Origin of the sequence: Actinokineospora baliensis (genome assembly GCF_016907695.1) — a bacterium.
GTDB classification, from domain to species: domain Bacteria; phylum Actinomycetota; class Actinomycetes; order Mycobacteriales; family Pseudonocardiaceae; genus Actinokineospora; species Actinokineospora baliensis.
Genome location: NZ_JAFBCK010000001.1, coordinates 3,015,648 through 3,041,731, shown reverse-complemented (window position 1 = coordinate 3,041,731; position 26,084 = coordinate 3,015,648). Strand labels below are relative to the sequence as shown.

The window sequence follows — 26,084 nt, the reverse complement described above, 5'->3', positions numbered from 1 at the left end:
CGGGGGCGGGCCCGCCCCTAGCGAACACCGTTCATCAGCCTGCGCACCAGCGGGGTCAACGCCGCCATGACGACACCCAGCCCGATCGCGACGGCACCGAGGATGCCGAAGTACGACGGCTCGGAGTCCTCTGTGTAGTACTCGGCCAACGCACCCGCGACGGAACTGCCGAGCGCGAGCGACAGGTAGAACAGGGCGACCATCTGCGCCGTGTACGCCCGCGGCGCCAACTTCGTCGACAGCGACAGGCCGACCGGGGACAGGCAGAGTTCGCCCAGCACGAAGATGACCAGGACGAGCACCAGCAGCAGCGGCGGGATCACCTTGTCGCCCTTGGTGAAGCCGAGCAGGGCCATCACCAGGAAGGCCACCCCCATCGCGCCGACGCCGAGAGCGAACTTGACCGGAGTGGACGGTTGCCGGTCGCCCAGCTTGACCCACAGCGCGGCGAACACCGGCGCCAGCAGCACCACGAACAGTGGCTCCACCGAGTTGAACCACGACGGCGGGATCGAGAAGCCGAACAGGTCGAGGTCGACCCGCTCCTCGGCGTAGATCGCCAGCACGGTGAACTGCTGCTGGAACAGCGACCAGAACCCGAAGCTGACCAGGAACATCGGGATGAACGCCAGCACCTGCTGCCGCTCCACCCGCTCCACCTGGCGGCTGAGCAGCAGCACCGCGAACAACCCCACCGCGGCCACCGCGATCACCCAGGTCACGATCGTGGCCAGGTTGTCCGCATCCACCACCCCGGTCACCACCAGCGCGACGACCACCAGAGCCCCCGCCGCGATGATCCCCAGAGCCCGCGCCTTGGCAGCACCCTCGACGGGGTTGGGGACGGTCTTGCCGGACTCGGGCAGGTTCTTGCGCCCCAACGTGTACTGGACCAGCCCCACCGCCATCCCCACCGCGGCGAGCCCGAACCCCCAGTGGAAACCAAGCCGGGTCTGCAGAAGACCGGTCAGCAGCGGCCCAACGAGGGCGCCGAGGTTGATCCCCATGTAGAAGATCGAGAACCCAGCATCCCGACGATCGTCATCCTCGGCATAAAGAGCACCCACAAGGGTGGTCGCAGTCGCCTTGAGCCCCCCAGACCCGATCGCGACACAAACAAGACCCGCAGCAACACCAGCCACCCCAGGCAACACCGCCAGCGCGACGTGACCCGCGAGGATGAGGACACCGCTGTAGAAGAGGGTCCGCTCCGGCCCGAACAACCGGTCAGCGACCCAAGACCCCGCGATGGTCGCTAGATAGACGGACCCGCCATAAGCCCCGACAATCCCCGCAGCGGTGGCCTTGTCGATGGCCAACCCGCCCTCTTCGACGGAGAAGTACAGGTAGTAGAGCAGGATCGCCTGCATCCCGTAATAGGAGAAGCGCTCCCACATCTCGGTCCCGAACAGGTTCGCCAACCCCCGCGGCTGCCCGAAGAACCCGCTCTCCCGCTCAACCCCGGCATCCGTACTCACCGTCGGTATGTCCTTTACGCCCCGGTGCGGCCACATCGCCACACATCAGCCGCGGAGAACTTCCACCACCACGACCGTATGACACCTACCGCCGCCACCCGGAAACCACTCACCACTGTGACAAGCACCTCGTCAATTCCCGCCAACATGTCCGATAGCTGAACACCTCACCTCGGACGGGCACACCCCCCGAGCCAGCCCACCCAACCCGGCCCACCAAGTCAGCCTCGCCAGCCCGACCACCGCTCCCACGAAGCCGAGGTGCCAACTGCTCGATGGGGCGGACTTGTTTTGCGTGGGGTGGCGGCAGTCGTAGCCTTGCCTCGCTGCAGGGCCATGCTTTTCGGCCCCGGCTTTTGCGGTCCTGCCACGGCTGGTGCAGGGGCCCCGCGCAAAACAAGTTCGCCCCATCGAGCACACCCAACCCACCACAGACCCAGCGCAATGCCGCAGGCGAGCCGACCCCGAAGCCGCCGGTGCCAACCCAGCCCCCGAGCCAGCCCCGCCACCGCCCCCAGGAAGCCGCCCACCTAAATGCTCGATGGGGCGGACTTGTTTTGCGTGGGGTGGCGGCAGTCGTAGCGTTGTGCGCGGACAGGGCCATGCTTTTCGGCCCCAGCTTTGCGGTCCTGCCACGGGTGGCGCAGGGGCCCCGCGCAAAACAAGTTCGCCCCATCGAGCACCCCGGACCACTACGGACCGGGTCGCAATGCCGCAGGCGAGCCGACCGCCCTAACGCCGCCCAGCAGGCCGCTTAGGCGCCGCCCCCGGCCGCGCCAACTTCTGCGTCCGATCCGCAGGCGAAGCAGCAGCATCCGGCGACTCCGCAGGCCGCCCAAGCGGCGCAGCAGGCGCCCGCTCCGGCTCAACCTCCGCAGGCTCCCAATGCTCCTTCGGCGGCCCAACCACAGCCTTCATCGCCTGCGTAGGCGACTCATCAGCCGGAGAACCGTCAATCGTCTTCGGGGTCGCCCGCTCCTCAGGGAGCGGATCAAGGACCGGCGCCGCATCCGCGAGCTGGACGTGCGCGTCAGCGATGAGGTCGCGCGCCGAGTGCAGCTGGTCGGCGATGCGCGAGCGCAGCCCCCGCAGGGCCGCCACGCGCTGGGCGGCGTGGTTGATCCGGCGGTTCGCCTCCTCCGTGGCCTCGCGGACGCGGCGGTGGGCCTCGGTGGTGGCTTCCTGCAGCCGCGCGGTCGCCTCGGTCGCGGCGTCGTGGCGGCGGCGGTTGGCCTCTTCGGTGGCTTCGCGGACGCGCCGTTCGGCCTCGGACTTGCTGGTGGCCTCCTGCTCGGCCAGCGACCGCATCGCCTCGGTGCGGCGGGCGGACATCGCGATGTCGAAGTCTTCCTCGACCGTGGTGCGCCGCTGCTCGGACTCGGCCTCGATGCGCGCCGCCTCGGACCTGGCCCGCGCGACGGTCTGCTCGGCGTCGGTGCGAGCCTTGTCGACCACGCCCCGGTGCTCGGCTTCCATCTCGGCGCGGCGCGCGTCGAGCTCGGCGATGAGCTTCTCGTAGCGCTGCCGCAGCGCGCTCGCGTCCGCCTCGGCCTTGGCGCGCAGGTGCCCGGCGTCGGCTTCGGCGCGCGAGCGCGTCTCCTGCGCTTCCTCCGTCGCCAGTCGCAGCATCCGCTGCAGCCGCTCGCTCAACCCTTCGAGCGTGGTGGGCGGCTGGGAGAGCCGGTCGATCTGCCCGCGCAGGTCGCTCATCTCGCCGCGCGCGGACTCCAGCTGCTTGGCGAGGTCGGTCGCCTGCGACACGGCGGCGTTGCGGTCGCCGTGCAGCAGCTGCAACTCCGCGTCGAGCCGCTCCAAGTGCTCTTCCACCTGCGCGCGGCTGTAGCCCCGCTTGGTGATGTCGAAACCGGCACCCAGCGGCACAAGATCGCGTTCGTCACCCAAGCCCATGCGCCCACGCTACCTGCATCGGATAGTCCACCATCGAGTAGATCGGTGAGTGGTGCCCCCCGGCGCCCACGTGCCCAACGCGTGCGCGCCGGGGGAGCTCAGACGCCCCGGAAGCGGTTGATGGCGGTCAGGTGCCGCTCCCGCTTGGCGTGGTCGCGCACGCCGAGGCCCTCCTCGGGGGCCAGGCAGAGCACGCCGACCTTGCCCTGGTGCGCGTTGTGGTGCACGTCCAGCGCGGCCTGCCCGGTCTCGGCCAACGGGTACACCTTGGACACCGTCGGGTGGATCAAGCCCTTGTCGATCAACCGGTTCGCTTCCCAGGACTCGCGGTAGTTGGCGAAGTGCGAGCCGATGATCCGCTTCAGGTTCATCCACAGGTACCTGTTGTCGTACTGGTGCAGGAACCCGGAGGTGGACGCGCAGGTGACGATCGTGCCGCCGCGGCGGGCGACGTAGACCGAGGCGCCGAAGGTCTCCTTGCCGGGGTGCTCGAAGACGATGTCGGGGTCCTCGCCGCCGGTGAGCTCGCGGATGCGCGCGCCGAAGCGCTGCCACTCGCGCGGGTCCTGGGTGTGCTCATCGCTCCAGAACCGGTAGCCCTCCGCGCTGCGGTCGATGATCAGCTCGGCGCCCATCTTCCGCGCGATGTCGGCCTTCTCCTTGCTGGAGACCACGCACACCGGGATCGCGCCGCCGTTGAGGGCGAACTGGGTCGCGTAGGAGCCGAGGCCGCCGGAGGCGCCCCAGATCAGCACGACGTCGCCCTGCTTCATCGCGGCGCCGTTGCGGGAGACCAGTTGCCGGTAGGCGGTGGAGTTGACCAGCCCCGGCGAGGCGGCCTCCTCCCAGGTGAGGTGGGCGGGCTTGGGCATGAGCTGGTTGGACTTGACCAGGGCCAGCTCGGCCAGGCCGCCGAAGTTGGTCTCGAAACCCCAGATGCGCTGCTCGGAGTCCATCATCGTGTCGCTGTGGCCGTCCGGGCCCTCGAGCTCGACGCTGAGGCAGTGCGCGACCACCTCGTCGCCGGGCTTCCAGCTGTGCACGCCGGGGCCGGTCCGCAGCACGACGCCCGCGAGGTCGGAGCCGACCACGTGGTAGGGCAGGTCGTGCCGCTTGGCCAGCGGCGACAGCTTCCCGTACCGCTGCAAGAACTTGAACGTCGACACCGGCTCGAAGATCGAGGTCCACACGGTGTTGTAGTTGATCGCGCTGGCCATCACCGCCACCAGCGCCTCACCGGGACCGAGCTCCGGGGTGGCCACCTCGTCGAGGTGCAACGACCGCCTGGGGTCCTTCTCCCTCGACGGCATCCCGTCGAACATCCCCGCCTCGTCGGCGTGCACGGTGATCCCGCGGTAGTGCTCCGGCACCGGCAGCGACCCGACGGCGTCGAACTCACCAGCCTGGATCGCATCGAGGATCTTCTGCACGGCGGACCTCCAGCGGTTCGTCGGACCTGCGGTGCAGCGGCACGTTACTCATGAGTAGCGATTCAGATCGCGCCGATGTGACTGACCCCACCCGCCCCCCCGGACACACGACTAAGCCGATAGCCACGACAGTGTGACCCGGATCCCGCGTCCACCGCCCCGGTCGGTCGTTGTCCTGGTTGAATCTACCGACAAGTAGCTAACGGGAGGGACCGGGATGAGCACCTACCAGACCGTGGTCGTGGGGACCGACGGCTCCGACTCGTCCTTCCGCGCGGTCGAGCGGGCCGCGCGGATCGCCGCCGACGCCGGGGCCGTGTTGGTCATCGCCTCGGCGTACCAGCCGAGGTCCGGGCGCGAGGTCGAGCGGGCCCAGGACGCCCTCGGGGCCGATGTCGCCTACCAGGTCGTGGGGTCGACGCCCGCCGAGGAGTCGGTGCGCGGCGCCGCCGAGCTGGCCAGGCGGGTGGGCGCGACCAAGGTCGACACAGTGGTGGTGGCGGGCGAGCCGGTGCCGGCGTTGGCCGAGGTCGTCGCCGAGCGGGGGGCCGACCTGCTGGTGATCGGCAACCGCGGCCTCAACACCCTGGCCGGGCGCATCCTCGGGTCGGTCCCCGCCGAAGCCGCCCGCAAGTCGGCGGTCGACGTGCTGATCGTGCACACCACCTGATCCCCGTCACGGGTCTGGTCAAGGCCAGGGGTGATGGCGCAGACTGCAGCACCCGGCAGGATCGGCGCCGGTGTACCGAACGGGGACGGCGTGGCGATATCCGAAGTAACTGCCATGTCCGCGTACCCGGACCACGGTCCGCTAGCGCGTGCCTGGCGGTAGCGGACCGCCTCGGTCCGAGCCCTTGTGGGCGGGGCTCGGACCGGGGAAACCCGGCTAAGACAGGCTCGCCAACCAGGGCACGACGGCGGCGGCGAACGCCTCAGGCGCCTCTACCGGCGGCAGGTGCCCTACGCCTGGCAGGACGACTAGCGACCCCCGCGCGAGCTCCGCCATCTCCTCCCCCAGCGACACCGGCATAAGACCGTCCGCGTCGCCATGCACGACGAGGGTGTCGACGGTGACCCCACGCAGCGTGTCGCGAGAGTCCGGTCGAGCGGCCATCGCGCGCTGCGTCCACGCGACGCTCTTAGGCGACTGCTCCTCCAACCAACCGCGCACCTGGCCGTGCACAGCAGTGCCGCCCAGGACAGGCAACATCGTGTCCGCGAGCCACGGCACGATCCCCTCTCGCTCGGCGCGCTCAGCCATCGCGAGCCGGTTCGCGGCGGCCTCCTCGGTATCGGCGGGGGCCTTCGTGTCGACGAGCAGCAACCCGGCGACGCGCTTAGGCGCGTGCCGCAAGAGAGCCATCGCGACGTACCCGCCCATAGAGCACCCGCCGACCACTACGCGCTCTATGGCCAGCGAGTCCAGCAGCGCGATCGCGTCCGCGGCGACGACGTCCAGTGAAGGGACAGCCTCGCCTAGTGGCGCGCGACCGAACCCGCGCTGATCCGGGGTGATCAGCCGGACGTGGGCGGACAGCTCCGCGCGCACCCCGTCCCACATGCGCGAATCGAGCGGGAACGCGTGGAACAGCAGCAACGGGGGCATGACCGGCATTGTCGCGCGATCAGGTCAGGTCGCGGGTCTCGACCCTGCGCACCGCGTCAGCGCCGGTCAGCTCGGCCCTGGCGTGCGGGTTGGCGTGGTAGTAGCGCAGCGCGTGCAGCACGACGAGCTGGTCGAGGTCGAGCGTGCGCATCGGCACCGCGGCCACGAGGTCGGGCCCGAAGCGGACCGCGACCTTGCGCATCCGGTCGCCGGTCACCCCGTGGTCACGCGCGGCGATGCCGAGGTAGTTCTGGCTCAGGGCGGTCTTGGACCGGCCCATCCGCAGCGACAACGGCCGCACCTCGGTGATCGTCGCCCACGGCACCCGCACCACCGGCCGCACCCAGGTGAGCAGCACGTGCTCGGGGGTGAGCACGATCCCGGAGTCGCGCTGCTTGCGGGTCAACGCGAACACCCCCGCGGCGAACAGCAGCACCCCGAACAGGCCGAGCACCACCCCCGCGACCACCGCCAGCGTCGCGCCGAAGGCGATCAGCAGACCGCCGGGCACCGCGAACAGCAGACCGACCACGATCAGCACGACCCCGGCGGCAAGGGTCGCCGGTCGGGTCGGCAGCAACAACCCGTCGGCCCCCTCGGTGCTCACGGACGCGGCCGCGCCGCTGGGCGACCCCGCCGGGTTGGCCGATCCGTCGGTGGTGCGCCAGGGCTGGGGGCACGGCAGGGTGCGGGCTCGATCCATGATGACCATGGAATCGCACCGGGTGTCGGTCCCGCCAGCTACGTTCGGCGCCATGCGTGTTATCCGCACCGAACGGCTGAGCCTGCGCCGGGTCACCGAGGCCGACCTCGACCTGGTGCTCGCCGTCCAGGGCGACCCGGAGACCACCCGGTTTCGGCCGTCCGGACCGGCGGACGCGGCCGAATGCGAGCGGAACCTGCTGACCTGGCTGGCGCACTGGGACGAACACGACTTCGGCTACTGGGTCGTCGAACACAACGGCGCGGCGGTCGGCCTGGGCGGGTTGCAGCACAGCGAGTTCACCGGCGTGCGGTACCTGAACCTGTACTACCGCTTCCGCCCGTCGGCGTGGGGCAAGGGGTTCGCGCCGGAAATGGGACGGGCCGCTGTGGACTGGGCGGCCGAGCACGCGCCGCACCTGCCGGTGTGGATCGTGACCACAGTGGACAACGAACCAGCGCGACGGGTGGCAGACAAGCTCGGGTTCCGCGAGTTCGACCAAGCGGACTACCGAGGCGCCCTCTCGCGCTTCTACACCTCGGCAAGCTGATCCTGCCTTCGCGCCGCAGCGGGGTCTGCTCACCGGGAGGCTGGCCGACCAGACCCACTGCTCGACACCGTCAGCCTGATCCGACCACTCCGGGCAGAGGCGTCGGCACGTCCGGGGAGACGATCCCGGTCAGCAGGAGTGCTGGCAGACCGGGGCGCACTCGAGCGGCACCACACCTCGGCAGGCAAGTCAGCGATCCCGGTTCGCGCGAAGCCAAACAGAGCGCGACCGTGGCGTCACACCTCGGCGGTCCGATCCGGGCACTCGCACCCGAGTGGCGAGGTCGATCGGGGCTGGCACGCGCCTACACGCGGAGAGGACGGCAGGTGACTCCCGCCCGTCAGCGGGTTGATCCGGCAACCGCTCCTGCTCGCCCGGCGAACTGCGTGAGCGCACATCGAGCGGCACCACGTCTCGGCAGGCCGATCCGGCCACTCACGGGGCGGCGAGGCCGATCAGAGAAGCGGCCTCCGCATCGGGAATGGCCCCCGGCCTGTGGGAAACCGCCCAGGCCTCGCCGCACCGCAACTCGGCGGGCAGCTATCCCAATTCGCGCCCGGCTGAGCAGTGCACGGCAGGCGTCATACGTCGGCGGTCTGATCCAGCCACTCGCGGGACAGTGCATCGGCATGTCCGGGGAGCAGTCCCAGCCAGCACGAGTGCAGGCAGGCCAGGGCGCACTCGAGCGGCACCACGCCTCGGCAGACTGATCCGGCCGCTCCCACTGACCCGTGGCAGCGAAGCCGATCAGGGCAGCGGCTTAGGCCCCGACCCGCGGGAAGCCGGCCAGGCCTCGACGCACCACGGCTCGGCAGGCCAGTCAGCGAACCCGGTTCGCGCGAAGCGAAGCAGAGCGCGGCCGTGGCGTCACACGTCAGCGGTCTGATCCGGCCACTCGCGGACCAGTGGCGTCGGCGCTCCGGGGCGACGACTCTGGTCTGGCCTCATCGCACCGCTGCTTGGCGGGCCGGTCAGGCCGCTGCCGAGCAGCGATCCCGGTTCGCGCGAAGCGAAGCAGAGCGCGGCCGTGGCGTCACACCTCGGCGGTCTGATCCGGCCACTCGCGGGACAAGGGCGTCGGCACGTCCGGGGCGATGAAGTCGACCAGGGAGTCGAGGGCTTGGTCGGCGAAGCCGACGAACAGGTGCTTGCAGGACGGGAAGGGGATGATCTCGGCTTGCGGGAGTGCGGCGAAGCGGTCCGCCGCCGCTGCTGGGCGGAGGTAGTCGTCGAGTTCGGGGACTACGCAGCGGACCGGTTTGCCGGAGGCTGCCCAGGCGGCGAGGTGTTCTGGTTGGGTCCGCCGCATTGTCGGGGCGAGGAGGAAGGCGCCATGCACGCGCTCGTGCAGGCCGCGCATCAGCACGACGTCCGTGCCGAAGGACCAGCCCGCGAGCCACACGTTGGGCAGGTCCGCGACGAAGTCCAGTGCGGCGGCCAGGTCGTGCGCCTCGGCGACGCCGCCGTCGTGGGTGCCGGTGCTGGTGCCGGATTCGCTTGCGGTGCCGCGGGTGTTGAACCGCAGGGTGGCGATCCCGGCGAGGGCGGGCAGGCGGGCCGCGGCCTTGTGGATCACGTGGGTGTCCATGGACCCGCCGCCGGTCGGGTTGGGGTGCACGATGACCACGGTCGCCCGCGGTGGGCCCTGCGGTAGCGCGAGTTCCCCCGCGAGCCGCTCACCGTCGGCCGTGGTCAGGGTGATCCGCCGCCTGTCGGCGGGCAGCAGGGTGTTCGGTCCGATCCGCACGGTCAGAACCTCCGGGGTCGGCGGTTGCGGGAACTCCAGCAATGCGGGTGCCAGTGCCTGCGGTCGTCGACGGTGCCGTACTCCTGCGCGGGCCAGGCGACCAGGTGCGGGGTGCCGGGCTGGATCTCGTGGTCGCACCCGGGGCAGCGGTAGGTCTTGGTGGCCTGCGCCCCCGGGATGTGCCGCACCTGCCACTGCCCGTCCGGGCCGTCCTCGACCCGCTGGCTGCCCAGCCCGCCGCCGAGCGGACGGGGATCGTCATCCCGGCGGTTTCCATTGCGACGCGGCACGGGTCACCAGGTTAGGCGACGACCGGTGAAGCCGGGTTGTCGTCCCACGGCGAGACCTCGCCGGTCGAGACGATCCGGCAGAAAGCGTTCGCGGCTATCAGAGCCGGAGTCGCGGCGGCCACTCGCGCGGGGAAAGCCGCCGGTGAGCGTGCCCACCCACCCGGTAATCCAAACGGCGGTGCCTGAAACCTGACCGTGCTGGTTGTTTGAACATAACCACCAAGAAGGTCAGACGGTGACCTTTGACCCTGGGGGCCAGCGGCGCGATCCGCCCAGCGATCACCACAAAGGAGCCTTTCATGTCGCACGCCAAGAGAACCTTCATCGCGCTTTCCTTCGCCACCCTCGCATTGGCGGGCACCGCCACAGCGGCCACCGCGACCACCGCTGCGAGCACCAAGGCCAAGGAGAGCTGTCGGACCCTGATCGAGAAGATCCCCGGCAAGCAGGGCGAATCGCGAGTGGTGTTACGGCAGTGCGCCGTCGACCCGGCCACGCTGCGGGTGCCGGTCGAGGGCACGAAGCTGATCACGTTCTACGCCGACATCAACTACGGCATCCCCTTCGAGGAGGTCTACGGCGACGACGGCGCCTGCGACGCGGAGGGCTACGCGATGCCGGAGCTGGAGAACCTCAACGACCGCATCGGCGGCGTCAGCTCGTACATCATCAGCAACGACTGCAACGACCAGATCTACTACTACGACGAGGACTACGAGGGCGCGCGCAACTCCAACCGCAACGACAGCCCCTGGGTCGGCGCCACCTGGAACGACCACCTCTACTCGATCAAGCTCTGGCACAGCTGAGGTGTGCGCGCGGCGCGGTGGCCCTCCCGGGTCGCCGCGCCGCGGTGTGTCCGCTAGGCGGGCGGCTCGGTGGTGGCGGTGTACCCGGAGTGCAGCCACTCGGTGGCGCTGATGCTCGCCGGGGTGGGGATGGGGACTTTGGCGCCTTCCAGCGCTGTCACGTCTTCGCCGACTACTGCGCCGGTGGCGTGATCGAAAACGAGGGTGCGCCGTTCCTTGCCGGTGTGCCACACCGCGGAATCGGCGCTTTCCAGGTCCGGGTATTCGGCGAGGTGCCGCAAAAGCACGCTCTGCAGTGCGGGCGGCACGACTTGGTTCTTCCAGATGTCGGCGAAAACCTTGACCGCGACCGCGGTGTCGCCCGAAGGATTGCGCTCGCGCAGTTCCGCCTCGACGGCAGTGGGATCGGCCGTGGTGATGAAGACCGCCGCCAACCTGCCTGGCGCGTAGTCACCGGAGGGCTGGATCGCCTCCCCGTCCAAGGTGACCAGCAGGCGTCCGGATCCGTCGGGGGCGATCCACTGCCGCCGCTGCATCCGTTCGACGCTGCCGGTGATCTCGCCGCCCACCCGGCGAACCGTCCGCAGGTACGCGCCCGCGGTGTGCACGTAGTGGTATAGACCGGCGCCTGGCGGTTCGGGTTGACGGGCGGCCACCTCGGCGAGGTGGCGCAGCAGGTCGGACGCCGTCGTGGTGCTCACGCGGGTGGGCGCAGGCTCATCGGGCCGTAGACCTCTTCCCCGTCCCCCAGCAGCACGACCTGCTCCACGCCCGCCGCCAGCAGGGTGGGCCAGGCGTCGCCGAACCACGCCTCCGCGGCGTCCTGGTCGGTGAAGTCGAGATCGGGTCCGGCGACCGGACCGCCCGAATTGTCCTCGTAGCGCCAGTGGAACCTCACCCGACCACGGTAGCCCAGGCTGTGGTCGGCGCGGTCCGCTCTGGCAGGCTCTGCACCGGCACGGCCCTCAACCACGGAGGTAGCAGGTGAGCACCGAGTTCCCCCACATCCCGACCCCGGACGCCCAGGCGCACCGGGAGGCTGTGGCGCGCCACTTGACGCTCACCAAGCCCGCCGGGTCGCTGGGGCGGCTGGAGGAGCTGGGCGTCTGGGTCGCGGCGTGCCAGGGGCAGTGCCCGCCCAAGCCGTTCGCCAGGCCGCGGGTCGTCGTCTTCGCCGGGGACCACGGGGTCGCCGCGCACGGGGTGTCGGCGTTCCCGGCCGAGGTGACCGGGCAGATGGTGGCCAACTTCCTCACCGGCGGCGCCGCGATCAACGTGCTGGCCGCCGTCGCGGGCGCGACCGTGCGGGTGCTGGACCTGGGGGTGGACACCGACGCGGAGTTCCCCGAGCAGGTGACCGCGCACAAGGTCCGCCGCTCGTCCGGGTCGATCGACCGGACCGACGCGCTGACCGACAACGAGGTCTACGACGCGATCGCCGCGGGCAGGGCCATCGCCGACGAGGAGGTCGACGGCGGCGCGGACCTGCTGGTCGCGGGCGACATGGGGATCGCGAACACCACCCCGGCGTCGATCATCATCGCCGCGCTGGCAGGCGCGGAGCCGGTGGCCGTGGTCGGCAGGGGCACCGGCATCGACGACCAGACCTGGATGCGCAAGGCCGTGGCGGTCCGCGACGGGCTGCGCCGCGCGCGGCGGGTCAGCGCGAACCCGGTGGCGCTGCTGCGCACGGTCGGCGGCGCCGACATCGCCGCGATGGCCGCGTTCCTGGCCCAGGCGGCGGTCCGCAAGACCCCGGTGATCCTCGACGGCCTGGTCAGCGGGGCCGCCGCGCTGGTGGCCGAGGAGTTGGCGCCCGGTGCGTCGGAGTGGTGGGTGGCTGGCCACAAGTCGGTCGAGCCCGCGCACGCGCTCGTGCTGGAGCAGCTCGACCTGACGCCGATCCTGGACCTGGACCTGCGCCTGGGCGAGGGCACCGGAGCCGTCGCCGCGCTGCCGCTGGTGACCATGGCGGCCAGGGTGCTCGGGGAGATGGCGACCTTCGAGGGCGCGGGCGTCACCGAAGGCGACATCCGCCTGCCAGCCGCCGTCGACGTCAACGGCCGCAACGGCGGCTGGCGGTAAGGGGGAAACGCGCCCCTCCGGCGGAGGGGCGCGTTCCGCCTCAGGCCAGGGTGGTCAGCCAGCCCCGGGTGTCGGCGGTCTCGCCGCGCTGCAACCGGGTCAGGGTCTCGCGCAACTGCGTGGTGACCGAGCCGGTCTCGCCGCCGCTGATGGCGAAGTCGCCCTCGGCGTGCTTGACGTGGCCGACGGGGGTGATCACCGCGGCCGTGCCGCAGGCGAACACCTCGGTCAGCTCACCGGACTCGGCCTTCTTCTCCCACTCCTCGGTGGAGATGCGCCGCTCCTCGACCCCGTAGCCCAGGTCGGCGGCCAGGGTCAGCAGCGAGTCGCGGGTGATGCCGGGCAGCAGCGCACCGGAGAGCTCCGGGGTCACCACCCTGGCGTCGGCGCCGGAACCCAGCACGAAGAACAGGTTCATGCCGCCCATCTCCTCGACCCAGCGGCGCTCGACGGCGTCGAGCCACACGACCTGGTCGCAGCCCTTCTCCGCCGCCTGCGCCTGGGCGACCAGGGACGCGGCGTAGTTGCCGGCGAACTTGGCCGCGCCGGTGCCGCCGGGCGAGGCGCGCACGTACTCGGTGGACAGCCACACCGTGACCGGCTTGATGCCGCCCGCGAAGTAGGCGCCCGCCGGGGAGGCGATGGCCACGTACAGGTACTCGCTGGAGGGGCGCACCCCGAGCGCGGCCTCCGTGGAGATCATGAACGGCCGCAGGTACAGCGACTCCTCGGCCTGCTCGGGCACCCAGCGGGCGTCGGCGGCGACGAGCTCGCGCAGCGACTCGAGGAACAGGTCCTCGGGCAGCTCGGGCATCGCCAGGCGGCGGGCGGAGGAGTTGAACCGGGCGGCGTTGGCCTCGGGCCGGAAGGAGGCGATCGTGCCGTCGGGCTGCCGGTAGGCCTTGAGCCCTTCGAAGATCGCCTGTCCGTAGTGCAGCACCATCGCCGACGGGTCCAGGGTGATCGGCCGGTACGGCTCGACCCCGGCGTCGTGCCACCCCTGGTCGCGGGTGTGGGTGATGGTCACCATGTGGTCGGTGAAGAACTGCCCGAAGCCCGGCCTGGCGAGTACCTCCGCAACCCGCTCCGGGGTCGCCGGGCTTGGGTTCGGGGTCCGCGTGAACGGCAGCGTAGGCGTCATACGAGGCACAGTATCCGCTGATGAGCAGGGGGAAAACCGGCTATCCCGACACTCGGACGTCCGACTACCCAGAGGTCACCCGGCAGTGTCCGAACGTGCCCGCCGGACACGCAACGTACACAGTCCGGTCCCCACCCCGAGGACCACGAGGGCGGCCAGCAACGAGCCGGTCGAGATGTTGACACCGACCACGACGCTGAGCGCGAGACCGCAGCACCCGGTGGGCACCCAGGACGAACGCTGGTCCCGGCAGAGGGTGCGCGCGGCGGAGTTGACGAACGCCGCCGACCCGAGCAGGAGCGTCGCCGCGATGGCCAGCGCCGTGGTCGGGTCGACCATCAGGGCAACCGCCGCGGCGGCGACGGCGGTGATCAGGTGCCGGTGGGTCGTCGCCGCTGCGGGCAACTCCCCCGCCTCGGTGAGGTCGGCCAGCCCGGCGGCCGCGCCCGCGAGCAGCGAGCGCACGGCGAGCAGCGCCCCGACAGCCAGGCCGAGGGTCAGCATCGGGTCGATCGCGGCACCGTCGGCGGCGGCCAGCGCGTCACGCAGCGGAGTGGGTGACAGGGCGAGCCTGGGACCGCCGAGCTGCCGGATCGCGGCGACGAACACCAGCAGGTACGCGCCGGTGACGAGCAGGACGGTGATCAGCCCGACCCTGGCCCTCGGCCCGGTAGCCCGCTCCACGCCGAGGAATCCGAAGAAGAACACGCCCGCGGCCGCGAGGATCCCGGTCGGGTCGTCGACACCGGGGGTGCCCGCGGCCGCGTCGACGGCCTGGCGGACGGGCTCGATGGCCAGCCCGGTTGTCACGAACACGGCGACAGTGACCATCGTCACACCGACGATTACCCACCGCGACGGCCCGGCGAAGTACACCCGGCCGACGGCGAGTCCGGCCACCCCGACGAGCACCCCGATCGCCGCCGCTTTCGGCTGCGCGGGCCACAAGTAAGCGCCCGCGGCGCCTGCCACGGCCGCCGCCCCGACCACCCGCCCGCCGACGTCCAGCACACCCGCGAGCCGACCGGGCAGCACACCCAGCCGGGTTCTGACATGCGCGGAAACGCCGGTGAGACAAGACTGAGCGGCAAGATCGGCCAGCGACACCGCGGTCAGCAGGGCCACAAGCCCGGCCAGCGCCAACCCGGCCACCGACCACCACCCGGCGGCAGCGGCGGCGGGCCCGCTGGTCAGCAGGGCTCCCGCGCCCAGCGCCACCGCCGAGGCGGCGGGCACCCTAGCCCAGGCGGTACCGCGGGCCTGTCCCATCGCTGTCACGGGCACAACCGTGCCAGACCGGTACCGCTTTCTCCATCCGGCCACTGGTTGAAAGCCGCGACCAACTCGTTAGCATGCGTCATTACCCGGCCATCAGGGCCCCCCGACCAGGTCCGCGCCGGTCCCACGAGGACTTCGGCGGCCGGGTCACCCCCGAGCGACATCCGAGGAGCACGCCTGTGACCGCCCCCAAGTTGGCCCTGGCCACCACGCCGGTATCCGAGGCCCCCGTCGACGCCATCGTGGTCGGCACCGTCCAGAACGGCTCCGGTGCCGCGCTGGCGGCGGGCGCCGACGCGGTGGACGCGGCGTTCGGGGGGACCCTGGCCGAGGTGCTCGGCGCGCTCGGCGCGACCGGCAAGGCCGACGAGGTCATCAAGGTCCCGACGCTGGGCAAGCTCAAGGCGCGCCTGGTCGTGGCCGCCGGTCTCGGCAGGCCCGACGCCGACGGCGGCGTGTCCGCCGAGCAGGTGCGCCGCGCCTCCGGTGCCGCCGCCCGCGCGCTCGCCGCGAGCAAGCACCTGGCCAGCACGCTGTCCACTGTGGACCTGCAGGCCGCCGTCGAGGGCACCCTGCTCGGCGCGTACTCCTTCTCCGCCTACAAGTCCGACGCGGGCGGCGGCGAGCTGGCGAAGGTGGACTTCGCCGCGCCCGCCGAGGGCAGCACCAAGGAGCACCGCGCCACGCTGAAGGCGGCCACCGCGATCGCCGAGGCCGTCGCCACGACCCGCGACCTGGTCAACACCCCGCCCAACGACCTGTTCCCGGCGTCCTTCGCCGAGCGCGCCGCCGCGCTGGCCAAGGAGAACGGCCTCGAGGTCGAGGTGCTCGACGAGAAGGCGCTGCGCAAGGGCGGCTTCGGCGGCATCCTCGGCGTCGGCGGCGGCTCGACCCGCCAGCCGCGGCTGGTGCGGATCACCTACAAGGGCCCCAAGGCGCGCAAGAAGGTCGCCCTGATCGGCAAGGGCATCACCTTCGACACCGGCGGCATCTCGATCAAGCCCGCGCCCAACATGGAGGTCATGAGCTCCGACATGGGCGGCGCGGCGGCGGTCATCGCCAGCATCGTGCTCGCCGCGAAGCTCAAGTACCCGCTGCACATCACCGCCACCGTGCCGATGGCCGAGAACATGCCCTCCGGCGACGCCTACCGCCCCGGCGACGTGCTCACCATGTACGGCGGCAAGACCGTCGAGGTGCTCAACACCGACGCCGAGGGCCGCCTGATCCTGGCCGACGCGATCGTGCGGGCGGGCGAGGACAACCCGGACTACCTGATCGAGACCTCCACGCTGACCGGGGCGCAGCCGATCTCGCTGGGCAACCGCACCGCGGGCGTCATGGGCTCCGACGAGTTCCGCGACCGCGTCGCCCAGATCGCCAGGGCCACCGGCGAAGGCGGCTGGGCGATGCCGCTGCCGGAGGAACTGCGCGCCGACCTCGACTCCCGCCTCGCCGACCTGGCCAACGTCACCGGGCACCGCTGGGGCGGCATGCTCGCCGCGGGCATCTTCCTCGGCGAGTTCGTCCCCGAGGACCTCCCCTGGGCCCACATCGACATCGCGGGCCCGTCGTACAACATGGGCGGCCCCTACGGCTACACGCACAAGGGCGGAACCGGCGTCCCGGTGCGCACCATCGCCGCCGTTCTCGCCGACATCGCCGAGAACGGCTGACCTGGGACCGAGCAGGGCTGAGGGCGGGGTGCGGTCAGCACCCCGCCCTCAGCCTTTGCCCTCCCGCTTCTGCCGCGCCATGTAGTCGCGCATCCGCTTCGGGTAGCCGACCCTGGCGACCTCGTAGACCGGGATGCCGCGCTTCTTGCCGAAGTCCATCGCCGCGTCGAAGTCGGTGATGCGGCGGCGGGTCCACTCGCCGTCGTGGGCGACGAGGACCACAGTCGTGTCCGTCACGTTCGTCCTCGGTTCGACGTAGGCCTCCACTCCGTGCCTGCTACCAGCCCACTCGTCCAGGTGACTGGTGTCCTGCTTGGTCGCCGAGCGCAGCACACCCGGCTTCTGCTTCCTGCGTAGCGAGTCGAACAGACCCACCTGTGCCACCTCCGATATCCGGTCCGCCACCCCCATTGTCCCCGACCCCGATCGGGGTACCGGTGAGTAACCCGAACAGGGGGTCAGGACACCCCGGCCACCTCGCAGGCGTGCCTCGCGTAGTGACAAGATGTCTTGTGGTGGCTGGTGGGGTCCGCGACCGCGCCACGCACCGGCACTTTTGTCGCTGTCGTTCGTCGAGGAGATCCCGTGACTGACACCTCCGCTGACCTTGTGATCCTGGGTGGCGGGTCCGGTGGCTACGCCTGCGCGTTCCGCGCCGCTGAGCTCGGACTCTCCGTCATCCTGGTGGAGAAGGACAAGGTCGGGGGCACCTGCTTGCACCGCGGCTGCATCCCCACCAAGGCGCTGCTGCACGCCGCGGAGGTCGCCGACAACGCGCGCGAGGGCGACCAGTTCGGCGTGAAGTCGTCGCTGGAGGGCATCGACATCCACGGCGTCAACTCCTACAAGGACGGTGTCGTCGCCGGGCTGTACAAGGGACTCCAGGGTCTCTTTAAAGCGAATAAGGTGACCGTCGTCGAGGGCACCGGGCGGTTCGTCGGCCCGAACTCCGTCGAGGTCGACGGCACCCGCTACACCGGCAAGAACGTGGTGCTCGCCACCGGGTCCTTCGCGCGCTCGCTGCCCGGCCTGGAGATCGGCGGCCGGATCATCACCAGCGACCAGGCGCTGAACCTGGACTACGTGCCGCAGAAGGTCGTCGTGCTCGGCGGCGGCGTGATCGGCGTGGAGTTCGCCAGCGTGTGGCGCTCCTTCGGCGCCGAGGTGACCATCGTCGAGGCGCTGCCCCGGCTGGTGCCCGCCGAGGACGAGTGGGCGTCCAAGCAGCTGGAGCGCGCGTTCCGCAAGCGCGGGATCAAGTTCAAGACCGGGGTCCGGTTCACCGGCGCCACCCAGGACGACACCGGTGTCGTGGTCAACCTCGAGTCGGGCGAGAGCCTGGAGGCCGACCTGCTGCTGGTCGCGGTCGGCCGCGGCCCCAACAGCGCGGGCCACGGCTTCGAGGAGGCGGGCCTGTCGATGGACCGCGGCTTCGTGCTCACCGACGAGCGGCTGCGCACCAACCTGCCCGGCGTCTACGCCGTCGGCGACCTGGTGCCCGGACTGCAGCTGGCGCACCGCGGCTTCCAGCAGGGCATCTTCATCGCCGAGGACATCGCGGGCCAGAGCCCGAAGGTGATCGACGAGGCCGGTATCCCCCGGGTCACCTACTGCAAGCCCGAGGTCGCCTCCGTCGGCCTGACCGAGGCGCAGGCCAAGGAGAAGTACGGCTCGGCCGAGACCCTGGTGTACGCGCTGTCTGGCAACGGCAAGAGCCAGATCCTCAAGACCAGCGGCGGCGTGAAGCTGGTCCGCTCGCCCGAGGGCCCGGTGGTCGGGATCACCCTGGTCGGCGAGCGGGTCGGCGAGCTCATCGGCGAGGCGCAGCTGATCTACAGCTGGGAGGCCACCCCGGAGGACGTCGCCCCGCTGGTGCACGCCCACCCCACCCAGAACGAGTCCCTCGGCGAGGCGTTCCTCGCCCTCGCGGGCAAGCCACTGCACGTGCACGGCTGAGGCGTGGACGGCCCAGCCCCAACCCACCCGTCAGCCAAGCAGCAAGCACGAGGAGTCTGAACAACCATGGCGTTCTCCGTTGAGATGCCCGCCCTCGGTGAGAGCGTCACCGAGGGCACCGTCACCCGCTGGCTCAAGCAGGAGGGCGACACCGTCGAGGTCGACGAGGCGCTGGTGGAGGTGTCCACCGACAAGGTCGACACCGAGATCCCCTCCCCCGTCGCGGGCGTGCTGCAGAAGATCGTGGCCGCCGAGGACGAGACCGTGGAGGTCGGCGGGCAGCTGGCCATCATCGGCGACGGCTCCGACTCAGGTGCCGACAGCGGGGCCCAGGAACAGGCCGAGCCCGAAGCCGAGCCGGAGCCCGCCGCGCAGGAGGAAGCCCCCGCTCCGCGCCCCGAGCCGTCCGCGGACGCGCCCAAGGGCGGCAGCGGCAAGGGCACCGACGTGACCATGCCCGCGCTGGGCGAGAGCGTCACCGAGGGCACCGTCACCCGCTGGCTCAAGCAGGTCGGCGACACCGTCGAGGTCGACGAGCCGCTGGTGGAGGTGTCCACCGACAAGGTCGACACCGAGATCCCCTCGCCGGTCGCAGGCACGCTGCTGGAGATCAGCGCCGGTGAGGACGCCACGGTCGAGGTCGGCGGCAAGCTCGCGGTGATCGGCGAGGCGGGCAGCGCGCCCGCGCCGCAGGAGTCGGCCCCCGAGCCGCCCAAGCAGGAAGCCCCCAAGGCCGAGGCGCCCAAGGAGACCCCGAAGCAGGAGGCACCCAAGGCCGCGCCTGCCCCCGCCCCGGTTTCGGCACCGGCGCCCGCGCAGGAGTCCAACGGCTCGCCGTACGTGACCCCGCTGGTGCGCAAGCTGGCCGCCGAGCACGGCATCGACCTGGGCGCCCTGGCGGGCACCGGCGTCGGTGGCCGCATCCGCAAGCAGGACGTGCTCGCCGCCGCCGAGGCCAAGAAGGCCCCGGCCCCCCAGCCGAGCGCTCCGGCCGCCGCCAAGGCCCCGTCGTCGGCCCCGGCACCCGGCGCGGACGCCTCGCTGCGCGGCACCACGCAGAAGATGTCGCGCCTGCGCCAGACGGTGTCGCGGCGCATGGTCGAGTCGCTGCAGACCGCGGCCCAGCTGACCCAGGTGATCGAGGTCGACGTGACCCGCATCGCCAAGCTGCGGGCCAAGTCCAAGTCGGCGTTCGAGCAGCGCGAGGGCGTCAAGCTGACGTTCCTGCCGTTCTTCGCCAAGGCCGCGGTCGAGGCGCTCAAGCAGCACCCGAAGCTCAACGCCTCGATCAACGACGAGACCAACGAGGTCACCTACCACGGCGCCGAGCACCTGGGCATCGCGGTGGACACCGAGCGCGGCCTGCTCACCCCGGCCATCCGCGACGCGGGCGACCTGAGCATCAGCGGGCTGGCGCACAAGATCGCCGACCTCGCCGAGCGCACCAGGGCCAACAAGGTCACCCCGGACGAACTGTTCGGCGCGACGTTCAACCTGACCAACCTGGGCAGCCAGGGCGCGCTGTTCGACACCCCGATCATCCAGCTGCCCCAGGTCGCCATCCTGGGCGTCGGCCTGGTCGTCAAGCGCCCGGTGGTCGTGACCGACTCGGTCGGCGACGACACCATCGCCATCCGGTCCATGGTGTACCTCGCCCTCACCTACGACCACCGCCTCGTCGACGGCGCCGACGCGGGCCGGTTCCTGTCCGCGGTGAAGAACCGCCTGGAAGAGGGCGCCTTCGAGGGCGACCTCGGGCTGTAGTCCCTGACCAACGGCGAACGGCCGCCTCCCACCACGGGGGCGGCCGTTCGCCGTTGCGGGAGGGCGGGACCACCGACCACCGCGTCCGGGGTGATCACCCGGGCGTGCGGGTGAGCGGGATGGCGGAGCCGATCAGCATCCGCGCGACGAGACACCCCGCACTCACCCAACGACCGCCTCGTCGACGGCGCCGACGCGGGCCGGTCGCCGATGCCGACGTCGAGGTCGGGCCGCGCTCGGACCTCGACGCCGCCGAGCGGGATGACGGAGCCGATCAGCATCCGCGCGACGGCGCACCTCGCTCTCGCCGACATCCACCACCTCGCCGATAGCGCCCGCGCAGGCCGATTCCTAGCCGCGGTCGAGAACCCACTGCAGAGGTCGCCCTCGGAGGCGACATCGGCCCGAGGTCCTGCCCACCCGCGACGGTCGCTCCCACTGCGGGGGCGGCCGTTCGCCGTTGCTGGAGGGCAGGACCACCGGCCACCGCGTCCGGGGGTGATCACCCGAGCGTGCGGGTGAGCGGGATGGTTGGGACGATCAGGGCATGCGCGTACTCGTCGCCGGGTCTTCCGGGCTTATTGGGTCTGCTCTTGTCGCCAGGTTGCGCGCGGACGGCGATGAGGTGTTGCGGTTGGTGCGGCGCCCCGCGCAGGCTCCCGACGAACGGTCTTGGGACCCGCCTGCGGGGGTGATCGCCGAGGGTGCGCTGTCCGGGGTGGACGCGGTGGTGAACCTGTGCGGGGCCGGGATCGGTGACCGGCGGTGGAGCCATGCGCGCAAGCAGGTCCTGCTGGACTCGCGGATCGAGCCGACCGAGGTGCTGGCCGCCGCGGTCGCCGAGCACTCGATCCCGGTGCTGGTCAACGGTTCCGCGGTCGGCTACTACGGCGACACCGACGGTCCGGCCGATGAGTCCACCCCGGCGGGCGGGGGCTTCCTGGCCGAGTTGTGCCAGCGGTGGGAAGCCGCGACGGAGGCGGCGAAGGGGGCGCGGGTGGTTTTGGCGCGCTCTGCGCAGGTGCTCTCGCCGCGTGGCGGGCTGCTGGGTCGGTTGCGGCCGTTGTTCTTCCTCGGGATCGGCGGTCGGTTGGGCAGCGGCGAGCAGTACATGCCGTGGATCCACGTGGACGACGAGGTGGCGGCCTTGGCCTTCTTGCTGCGCAACGACATCGCCGGGCCGGTGAACCTGGTCGGGCCCGCGCCGGTCACCAACGCCGAGTTCACCCGCGCCTTCGCCAAGACCAAGTTCCGGGCCGCGATCCTGCCGGTCCCGCGCGCCGCGCTGCGCCTGGTGACCGGTGAGTTCGCCGACGAGATCCTGCGCAGCCAGCAGGTGGAGCCGAAGGTGTTGCGGGACAACGGCTTCCACTTCCGGTACGGCACGATCGACAAGGCCCTGGCGGCCACGGAGGCTCGGTGAGGCGGCTCGCCGCGCTCGGCGTGCTGCTGCTCGGTCTGTTCTTCATCCTGGGCAAGATCGTCTCCGACGCGACCCCCGCGGTGGACACGGCGGTCGCCGACACCCTCGGTGCCGACTGGCAGGGCACCGCCGGGCGGATCGCCTACGTGGGCAGCCTGGTGCTCGGGCCGGTCCTGCCGGTCGTCGCGGCGCTGGGGTTGATCGTGGCGGCGCTGGTGAACCGGGGCAGACCCCGGCTGATGGGGCTGCTGCTGCGCTGCGTGCTGCTGCTGGCGGTGTGCCGGGCGGTCTCGCTGGTCAAGCCGGTGTTCGACCGGGCCAGGCCGCGCGACTACCCGGACTTCAGCTTCCCCAGCGGGCACGTGGTGTCGGTGGCGGCGGTGGGGTTCACCGCGGTCGTGCTGTGCGCGTGGCTGGCCGGGCACCGGCTGCGACTGGTAGTGGTCGTGACCGTGCTGGCGGTCGCCGCGGCGGCGCTGTGCCGGGTGCTGCTGGACGTGCACTGGCTCACCGACGTGGTCGGCGCGACGGTGGGTGTGGTGGCGGTCGGGCTGCTGGCCGGGGTCGCGCTGCGGCTGCTGCCCGCGCGTACCCTCGGGGGGTGAGCACCTTCTCCTGCCGCGCCGACACCCACCCGGTCTCGGTGCGCGAAGTCGGCACGATCGACTACCACGAGGCCTGGGCCGTGCAGCGCGACCTGGTCGACGCCCGCGCGGACGGCACCGGCGAGGACACCCTGCTGCTGCTGGAGCACCCCTCGGTATTCACCGCGGGCAAGCGCACCACCCCCGAGGAACGCCCCACCGACGGCACCACGGTCATCGACATCGACCGCGGCGGCAAGATCACCTGGCACGGCCCAGGGCAGCTGGTCGGCTACCCGATCATCAAGCTCTCGGACCCGGTGGACGTCGTCGACTTCGTCCGCCGCCTCGAGGAGGGCCTGATCGCCATGTGCGCCCACCTCGGCCTGCCCACCGGCCGGGTCGAGGGCCGCAGCGGCGTCTGGCTGCCCGCTGGCGACGGCCGCCCCGAGCGCAAGATCGGCGCCATCGGCATCAGGGTCCAGCGGGGCGTGACCCTGCACGGCTTCCAGATCAACTGCGACGCCGACCTGTCCGCCTTCGACACCATCGTCCCCTGCGGCATCCGCGACGCGGGTGTGACCTCGCTGTCGGAGGAACTGGGCCGCACGGTGACCGTGGCGGAGGTCCTGGAACTGGCGAAGACCGCCATCCCCGACGCCCTCGACGGCAAACTGCCCGTCACCGAGCACTGGATCCGCCGAGCCGAGCCCACCAGCCCCGGCGTGACCTTCGCACTGGCCACCCCGAACTAGGCACGCTCACGTCAGGTCGGCGTAGGTGATGTGTGCGGGTACCCCGGGAATCCGACGACGACGCGGCCGGTGGTGCCACCGACCCAGAGGGTTGAGCTGTCCGTGATGGCGCCGAGGAGGTCCAGGGGCGCGGCGGGCAGGGTGGCGGTGCGGGTGGTCCCGTCGGGGAGCGTCAGGGTGACCGTGGCGCGGGCGGTGCCGTCGTGGCGGGCGCGCCAAGGGGACAGCTCGGCGTCGGCCTCGGTCCAGGTGGCGACGGCGGGGAGGCGCAGGTTGGGCAGGAGGTGGCGCCACAGGGCGGCCAAGGTGGGGATTCCGATCACCACGGCCCCCAGGAGTGCCCGCGCGAACTTCGCGTTGACCCGACCGCGCAGCACACGCGCCTACTGCTCTGTGACCCGGAACAGGGGCGAGCTCAACAGCGGGACCGCCTTGCCGTGCTTGGCCTGCGGATTGGCACCAGCCACACCGTGTCGGTGATTCTCGCCAGGTGCGCCAAGTCCACCCAAGTGCGCAGCACCTCCGGCTCGCCATCGACGACCACCTCGAGCACGCCGGGCCAGCACACAGGCCTCCATCTCGCACCACAGCGGAACCTCGAGTTTGTCAGTGATCACGACCCTTTCCACGGTCCGATCGCCAGCGGCGTCCACGTGGCCGCAACGACGCAGAGCAGCGGGAAGATCCAAGACCGGGGATCGGAGCCAGCGAGGTCGGCTCGGGTGACCAGTAGGTACACGCTCGCCCAGAAAAGGAAGAACTGCGCGCCGCCCAAGAGGGTGGGGCAACGCAGTCGGGAAGGCTCACGACAGGTCCGCGTAGGCGACGTGCGGATAACCCGGGAAACCCACGGCGACGCGGCCGGTGTGGCCGCCCACCCACAGGGTCGAACTCTCGAACACGGCGCCCAGGAGGTCCACGGTCGCGGCGGGGATGGTGGCGGTGCGGGTGGTGCCGTCCGGGAGGGTCAGCGTGGCGGTCACGGCAGCGGTGCCGTCACGGCGTGAGCGCCACGGGGACAGCACGGCGTCGGCGCGGGTCCAGTCGGCGGCGCGGACGAGGGTGGGGAGGCGGAAGTCGGGAAGCCGGTGACGCAGGCCCAACGCCAGCGCGGGGAGGAAGATCACCACAACGGCCAGCGATGCCGCAGCGGCCACTTGGAAACCGAACACCACGAACCCCGTTGCCGCCGCCAAGCACGCCCCGAAGGCGGACTGAGCCGCGATCGAGGTGAGCTGGTCGCGCAGCACCCGCGCCCAACGTTCGGTGACCGGTACCGCGGCGGGCTCGGCCACCGGAACCACCTTGCCCCGCCTAGCGGAGAACAGCTCCCGAGAGCCGGGCACGCGCACCATGAACCACGGTCCCTCGACGGGCACGAGCCACACCGCGTCGGTGACCATCGCCAGGTGCGCCGGATCGATCCGGACGTCCAGCGCCACCTGCTCACCGCCGATGAGCACCTCGATGACGGCCATCTTCCGCCGACCACGCAGCACGCGGGCACCAACAGGGCGCCAAGGCCTGGCCTGGAGCTCATCGGTGGGCAGGTTCTCCCACGGCTTCACGCCGAGCGGGGACCACAACCACGCGACGGCGGCGAGGTAGAGCAAAGGGAGGAGCAGGGACCGGTAGCTGAACTCCACAGTGGACAGGAACAGGTTGGAGAAGAGGGTCCACACGGCGAACACGACCATGAGCCTGGCCGCGAACTTCATGTGGGTGCGCCGCATGTGCCGCACCCACATGAGGATCACTGTCGTCGGGTCGGCGGCCGCGGGCACGGTCGGATCCGGCGCGGCGACGGGGCTCTCGGCGATCACAGGCACGTTTTCATGATCGCTCCGCAGCCTCAGTCCGTTAGCCGCGGCACGCTCAGCTGCCGGTGACCTTCGCTGCCGCGACCTGCGGATACCCAGGGAATCCCAGCGCGACCGTCCGTCCAAGGGCGACAGTGCCCGCCACCCAGACCGCGCCGGTCTCGGTGATGGTGCCGAGCAGGTCGAGATGGGCGTTGCCCGCCACGACAGCGACCGTCGCGCCGTCGGGGAGGCGGAGCGTGGCGCTGGCCGCGGCGGTCGCGTCCCTGCGCGGGGTTCGCGAGTGGACAGTCACCTCGGCGCGGACCCAGTCACCCGCGCGAACGAGGGCAGGCAACCGCCGGTCGGGCAGGCGGTGGCGAAACAGGACCACCAAGACCAGGGCCATCAGGGGTCCGGACATCCCGGCGATGAAGAGGTACCACTGAAAACCGCCGAAGAGGGTCGCCACGTACACGGCGTAGACGACCAGCACCGCCGGGAAGAACAGGAGCGCCTTCGCCCGCCTGGCCCGTACCTCCGCCGCGCGAAGGGTGGGCTCGACGACATCTGTGCTGGGCGCCGGTCGCCGCGCGGGCGCGGTCGGCAGCACCCGCGCGGGCCACGCCTCGTGCGAACCCTCCACCCGCAGCGCCGCCACCCCGTCTGCGGTCGGACCGACCACCCAGGCTCGGCCGGTCCGCCGCAAGACAGCCCGGTGTGCGGCCGTGAGCGACAACACGCGCAGCGCGGCGCCGTCGGCGAGAACATCGGTGATCCCGGTGGTACCGCGCAAGACCTCAACGTCGACCGGGATCCACGACCGCTCGCCGAGCAGGCCGACGGCGCGCAGGGACAACTGGCGGGCACGCAGCGCGTAGCAGGCCACCCCGAGGTTCACCGCCGCCAACAGCAGGAACAGGCCGAACAGCAGTGCGCTGTCCAGCGTGCGGGAGACGTACCAGGCGCCGAAGACCGCGACCAAGACGCCGATGAGGGGGCCGACCTTGCGCCGGTCCAGCGAACGCCGCGCGACGTGCAGAGCGGCGGTGGTCGGGTCAGCCAACGCAGGCTGGCCGACAACAGGGTCGAGCACGGAGCT

25 protein-coding genes are annotated in these 26,084 nt (G+C 71.3%); 10 read left to right on the top strand and 15 right to left on the bottom strand.

From position 1 onward, the window contains the following. Positions 1–17: 17 nt before the first annotated feature. The 3 genes from JOD54_RS14615 to ccrA form a co-directional block, all read right to left on the bottom strand. On the bottom strand, positions 18–1,478 hold the full coding sequence (locus tag JOD54_RS14615; RefSeq protein WP_307860027.1) for a peptide MFS transporter: 1,461 nt from the start codon (positions 1,476–1,478) through the stop codon (positions 18–20). Between the two features lie 732 nt (positions 1,479–2,210). Beyond that, the gene (locus JOD54_RS14610; protein WP_204451060.1) at positions 2,211–3,386 is read right to left on the bottom strand and encodes a coiled-coil domain-containing protein; all 1,176 of its coding nucleotides are present in this window, start codon (positions 3,384–3,386) and stop codon (positions 2,211–2,213) included. A 98-nt stretch (positions 3,387–3,484) separates the two neighbouring features. Beyond that, positions 3,485–4,816 (bottom strand): crotonyl-CoA carboxylase/reductase, encoded by a 1,332-nt coding sequence (ccrA, locus tag JOD54_RS14605; RefSeq protein ID WP_204451059.1) that lies wholly within the window; start codon positions 4,814–4,816, stop codon positions 3,485–3,487. A gap of 217 nt (positions 4,817–5,033) precedes the next feature. Between ccrA and JOD54_RS14600 the strand changes: the two genes are divergently transcribed. Beyond that, positions 5,034–5,486 carry a universal stress protein gene (locus JOD54_RS14600; RefSeq protein ID WP_204451058.1) on the top strand — a complete coding sequence of 151 codons (453 nt, stop codon included), beginning with the start codon at positions 5,034–5,036 and terminating at the stop codon, positions 5,484–5,486. Positions 5,487–5,702: 216 nt separating this feature from the next. On the opposite strand, the gene JOD54_RS14595 is transcribed toward JOD54_RS14600, so the two are convergent. Next, a complete protein-coding gene (locus JOD54_RS14595; protein ID WP_307860026.1) occupies positions 5,703–6,422 on the bottom strand; it encodes an alpha/beta fold hydrolase in 720 nt (239 codons plus the stop codon). Between the two features lie 19 nt (positions 6,423–6,441). Then, positions 6,442–7,125, bottom strand: a complete 684-nt coding sequence (locus JOD54_RS14590; protein ID WP_204451056.1) for a hypothetical protein — start codon at positions 7,123–7,125, stop codon at positions 6,442–6,444. A gap of 52 nt (positions 7,126–7,177) precedes the next feature. Here JOD54_RS14590 and JOD54_RS14585 point away from each other — a divergent pair, with 52 nt between their 5' ends. Further along, complete coding sequence (locus JOD54_RS14585) at positions 7,178–7,675, top strand: GNAT family N-acetyltransferase (protein WP_204451055.1); 498 nt, start codon at positions 7,178–7,180, stop codon at positions 7,673–7,675. A 1,033-nt stretch (positions 7,676–8,708) separates the two neighbouring features. Here the strand turns inward: JOD54_RS14585 and JOD54_RS14580 are convergent. Beyond that, a complete protein-coding gene (locus JOD54_RS14580) occupies positions 8,709–9,422 on the bottom strand; it encodes an alpha/beta hydrolase (protein ID WP_307860025.1) in 714 nt (237 codons plus the stop codon). A 2-nt stretch (positions 9,423–9,424) separates the two neighbouring features. After that, complete coding sequence (locus JOD54_RS14575) at positions 9,425–9,712, bottom strand: Rv1322 family protein (protein WP_204451054.1); 288 nt, start codon at positions 9,710–9,712, stop codon at positions 9,425–9,427. A gap of 299 nt (positions 9,713–10,011) precedes the next feature. Here JOD54_RS14575 and JOD54_RS14570 point away from each other — a divergent pair, with 299 nt between their 5' ends. Continuing rightward, the gene (locus JOD54_RS14570; RefSeq protein WP_204451053.1) at positions 10,012–10,521 is read left to right on the top strand and encodes a hypothetical protein; all 510 of its coding nucleotides are present in this window, start codon (positions 10,012–10,014) and stop codon (positions 10,519–10,521) included. 53 nt (positions 10,522–10,574) lie between these two features. Here the strand turns inward: JOD54_RS14570 and JOD54_RS14565 are convergent, their stop codons facing one another. Together JOD54_RS14565 and JOD54_RS14560 are read right to left on the bottom strand one after the other, a co-directional pair. Then, entirely contained in the window at positions 10,575–11,222 is a 648-nt protein-coding gene (locus tag JOD54_RS14565; protein WP_204451052.1) for a hypothetical protein, read from the bottom strand. Beyond that, positions 11,219–11,419 (bottom strand): hypothetical protein, encoded by a 201-nt coding sequence (locus JOD54_RS14560; protein ID WP_204451051.1) that lies wholly within the window; start codon positions 11,417–11,419, stop codon positions 11,219–11,221. The genes JOD54_RS14565 and JOD54_RS14560 overlap by 4 nt, the downstream gene beginning before the upstream one ends. An 86-nt stretch (positions 11,420–11,505) precedes the next feature. Here JOD54_RS14560 and cobT point away from each other — a divergent pair, with 86 nt between their 5' ends. Continuing rightward, positions 11,506–12,606 (top strand): nicotinate-nucleotide--dimethylbenzimidazole phosphoribosyltransferase, encoded by a 1,101-nt coding sequence (gene cobT / locus JOD54_RS14555; protein WP_204451050.1) that lies wholly within the window; start codon positions 11,506–11,508, stop codon positions 12,604–12,606. A gap of 40 nt (positions 12,607–12,646) precedes the next feature. Here cobT and JOD54_RS14550 read toward each other — a convergent pair whose 3' ends face one another. Together JOD54_RS14550 and JOD54_RS14545 are read right to left on the bottom strand one after the other, a co-directional pair. Beyond that, a complete protein-coding gene (locus JOD54_RS14550; RefSeq protein WP_204451049.1) occupies positions 12,647–13,747 on the bottom strand; it encodes a branched-chain amino acid aminotransferase in 1,101 nt (366 codons plus the stop codon). Positions 13,748–13,822: 75 nt separating this feature from the next. After that, the gene (locus tag JOD54_RS14545; RefSeq protein ID WP_204451048.1) at positions 13,823–15,025 is read right to left on the bottom strand and encodes an APC family permease; all 1,203 of its coding nucleotides are present in this window, start codon (positions 15,023–15,025) and stop codon (positions 13,823–13,825) included. 179 nt (positions 15,026–15,204) lie between these two features. Between JOD54_RS14545 and JOD54_RS14540 the strand changes: the two genes are divergently transcribed. Continuing rightward, complete coding sequence (locus tag JOD54_RS14540) at positions 15,205–16,701, top strand: leucyl aminopeptidase (RefSeq protein ID WP_204451047.1); 1,497 nt, start codon at positions 15,205–15,207, stop codon at positions 16,699–16,701. Positions 16,702–16,749: 48 nt separating this feature from the next. On the opposite strand, the gene JOD54_RS14535 is transcribed toward JOD54_RS14540, so the two are convergent. Beyond that, complete coding sequence (locus JOD54_RS14535; protein ID WP_204451046.1) at positions 16,750–17,085, bottom strand: oxidoreductase; 336 nt, start codon at positions 17,083–17,085, stop codon at positions 16,750–16,752. 201 nt (positions 17,086–17,286) lie between these two features. Between JOD54_RS14535 and lpdA the strand changes: the two genes are divergently transcribed. The 5 genes from lpdA to lipB all read left to right on the top strand — a co-directional run bounded on the left by lpdA (position 17,287) and on the right by lipB (position 23,183). Then, a complete protein-coding gene (lpdA, locus tag JOD54_RS14530) occupies positions 17,287–18,657 on the top strand; it encodes a dihydrolipoyl dehydrogenase (RefSeq protein ID WP_204451045.1) in 1,371 nt (456 codons plus the stop codon). A 66-nt stretch (positions 18,658–18,723) separates the two neighbouring features. Continuing rightward, positions 18,724–20,421 (top strand): 2-oxoglutarate dehydrogenase, E2 component, dihydrolipoamide succinyltransferase, encoded by a 1,698-nt coding sequence (gene sucB / locus JOD54_RS14525; RefSeq protein WP_204451044.1) that lies wholly within the window; start codon positions 18,724–18,726, stop codon positions 20,419–20,421. Positions 20,422–20,968: 547 nt separating this feature from the next. Beyond that, a complete protein-coding gene (locus JOD54_RS14520) occupies positions 20,969–21,844 on the top strand; it encodes a TIGR01777 family oxidoreductase (protein ID WP_204451043.1) in 876 nt (291 codons plus the stop codon). Further along, positions 21,841–22,449 carry a phosphatase PAP2 family protein gene (locus tag JOD54_RS14515; RefSeq protein WP_204451042.1) on the top strand — a complete coding sequence of 203 codons (609 nt, stop codon included), beginning with the start codon at positions 21,841–21,843 and terminating at the stop codon, positions 22,447–22,449. Before JOD54_RS14520 ends, JOD54_RS14515 begins: the two co-directional genes overlap by 4 nt. After that, positions 22,446–23,183, top strand: coding sequence for a lipoyl(octanoyl) transferase LipB (gene lipB / locus JOD54_RS14510; protein ID WP_204451041.1), 738 nt, complete (start codon positions 22,446–22,448; stop codon positions 23,181–23,183). Before JOD54_RS14515 ends, lipB begins: the two co-directional genes overlap by 4 nt. A gap of 11 nt (positions 23,184–23,194) precedes the next feature. On the opposite strand, the gene JOD54_RS14505 is transcribed toward lipB, so the two are convergent. The 3 genes from JOD54_RS14505 to JOD54_RS14495 all read right to left on the bottom strand — a co-directional run bounded on the left by JOD54_RS14505 (position 23,195) and on the right by JOD54_RS14495 (position 26,078). After that, positions 23,195–23,506: a hypothetical protein gene (locus tag JOD54_RS14505; RefSeq protein ID WP_204451040.1), complete on the bottom strand. Its 312-nt coding sequence runs from the start codon at positions 23,504–23,506 to the stop codon at positions 23,195–23,197. A 480-nt stretch (positions 23,507–23,986) separates the two neighbouring features. Continuing rightward, positions 23,987–25,012, bottom strand: coding sequence for a hypothetical protein (locus tag JOD54_RS14500; protein ID WP_204451039.1), 1,026 nt, complete (start codon positions 25,010–25,012; stop codon positions 23,987–23,989). A 46-nt stretch (positions 25,013–25,058) separates the two neighbouring features. Next, complete coding sequence (locus tag JOD54_RS14495; protein WP_204451038.1) at positions 25,059–26,078, bottom strand: hypothetical protein; 1,020 nt, start codon at positions 26,076–26,078, stop codon at positions 25,059–25,061. Between the last annotated feature and the right edge of the window lie 6 nt (positions 26,079–26,084).

Bases quoted from the DNA above. Each gene is read 5' to 3' on its own strand.
- sucB (WP_204451044.1), top strand. From the start codon at position 18,724: ATGGCGTTCTCCGTTGAGATGCCCGCCCTCGGTGAGAGCGTCACCGAG.
- JOD54_RS14550 (WP_204451049.1), bottom strand. From the start codon at position 13,747: ATGACGCCTACGCTGCCGTTCACGCGGACCCCGAACCCAAGCCCGGCG.
- JOD54_RS14570 (WP_204451053.1), top strand. From the start codon at position 10,012: ATGTCGCACGCCAAGAGAACCTTCATCGCGCTTTCCTTCGCCACCCTC.
- JOD54_RS14590 (WP_204451056.1), bottom strand. From the start codon at position 7,125: ATGGATCGAGCCCGCACCCTGCCGTGCCCCCAGCCCTGGCGCACCACC.
- JOD54_RS14595 (WP_307860026.1), bottom strand. From the start codon at position 6,422: ATGCCCCCGTTGCTGCTGTTCCACGCGTTCCCGCTCGATTCGCGCATG.
- JOD54_RS14610 (WP_204451060.1), bottom strand. From the start codon at position 3,386: ATGGGCTTGGGTGACGAACGCGATCTTGTGCCGCTGGGTGCCGGTTTC.
- JOD54_RS14585 (WP_204451055.1), top strand. From the start codon at position 7,178: ATGCGTGTTATCCGCACCGAACGGCTGAGCCTGCGCCGGGTCACCGAG.
- JOD54_RS14600 (WP_204451058.1), top strand. From the start codon at position 5,034: ATGAGCACCTACCAGACCGTGGTCGTGGGGACCGACGGCTCCGACTCG.
- JOD54_RS14520 (WP_204451043.1), top strand. From the start codon at position 20,969: ATGCGCGTACTCGTCGCCGGGTCTTCCGGGCTTATTGGGTCTGCTCTT.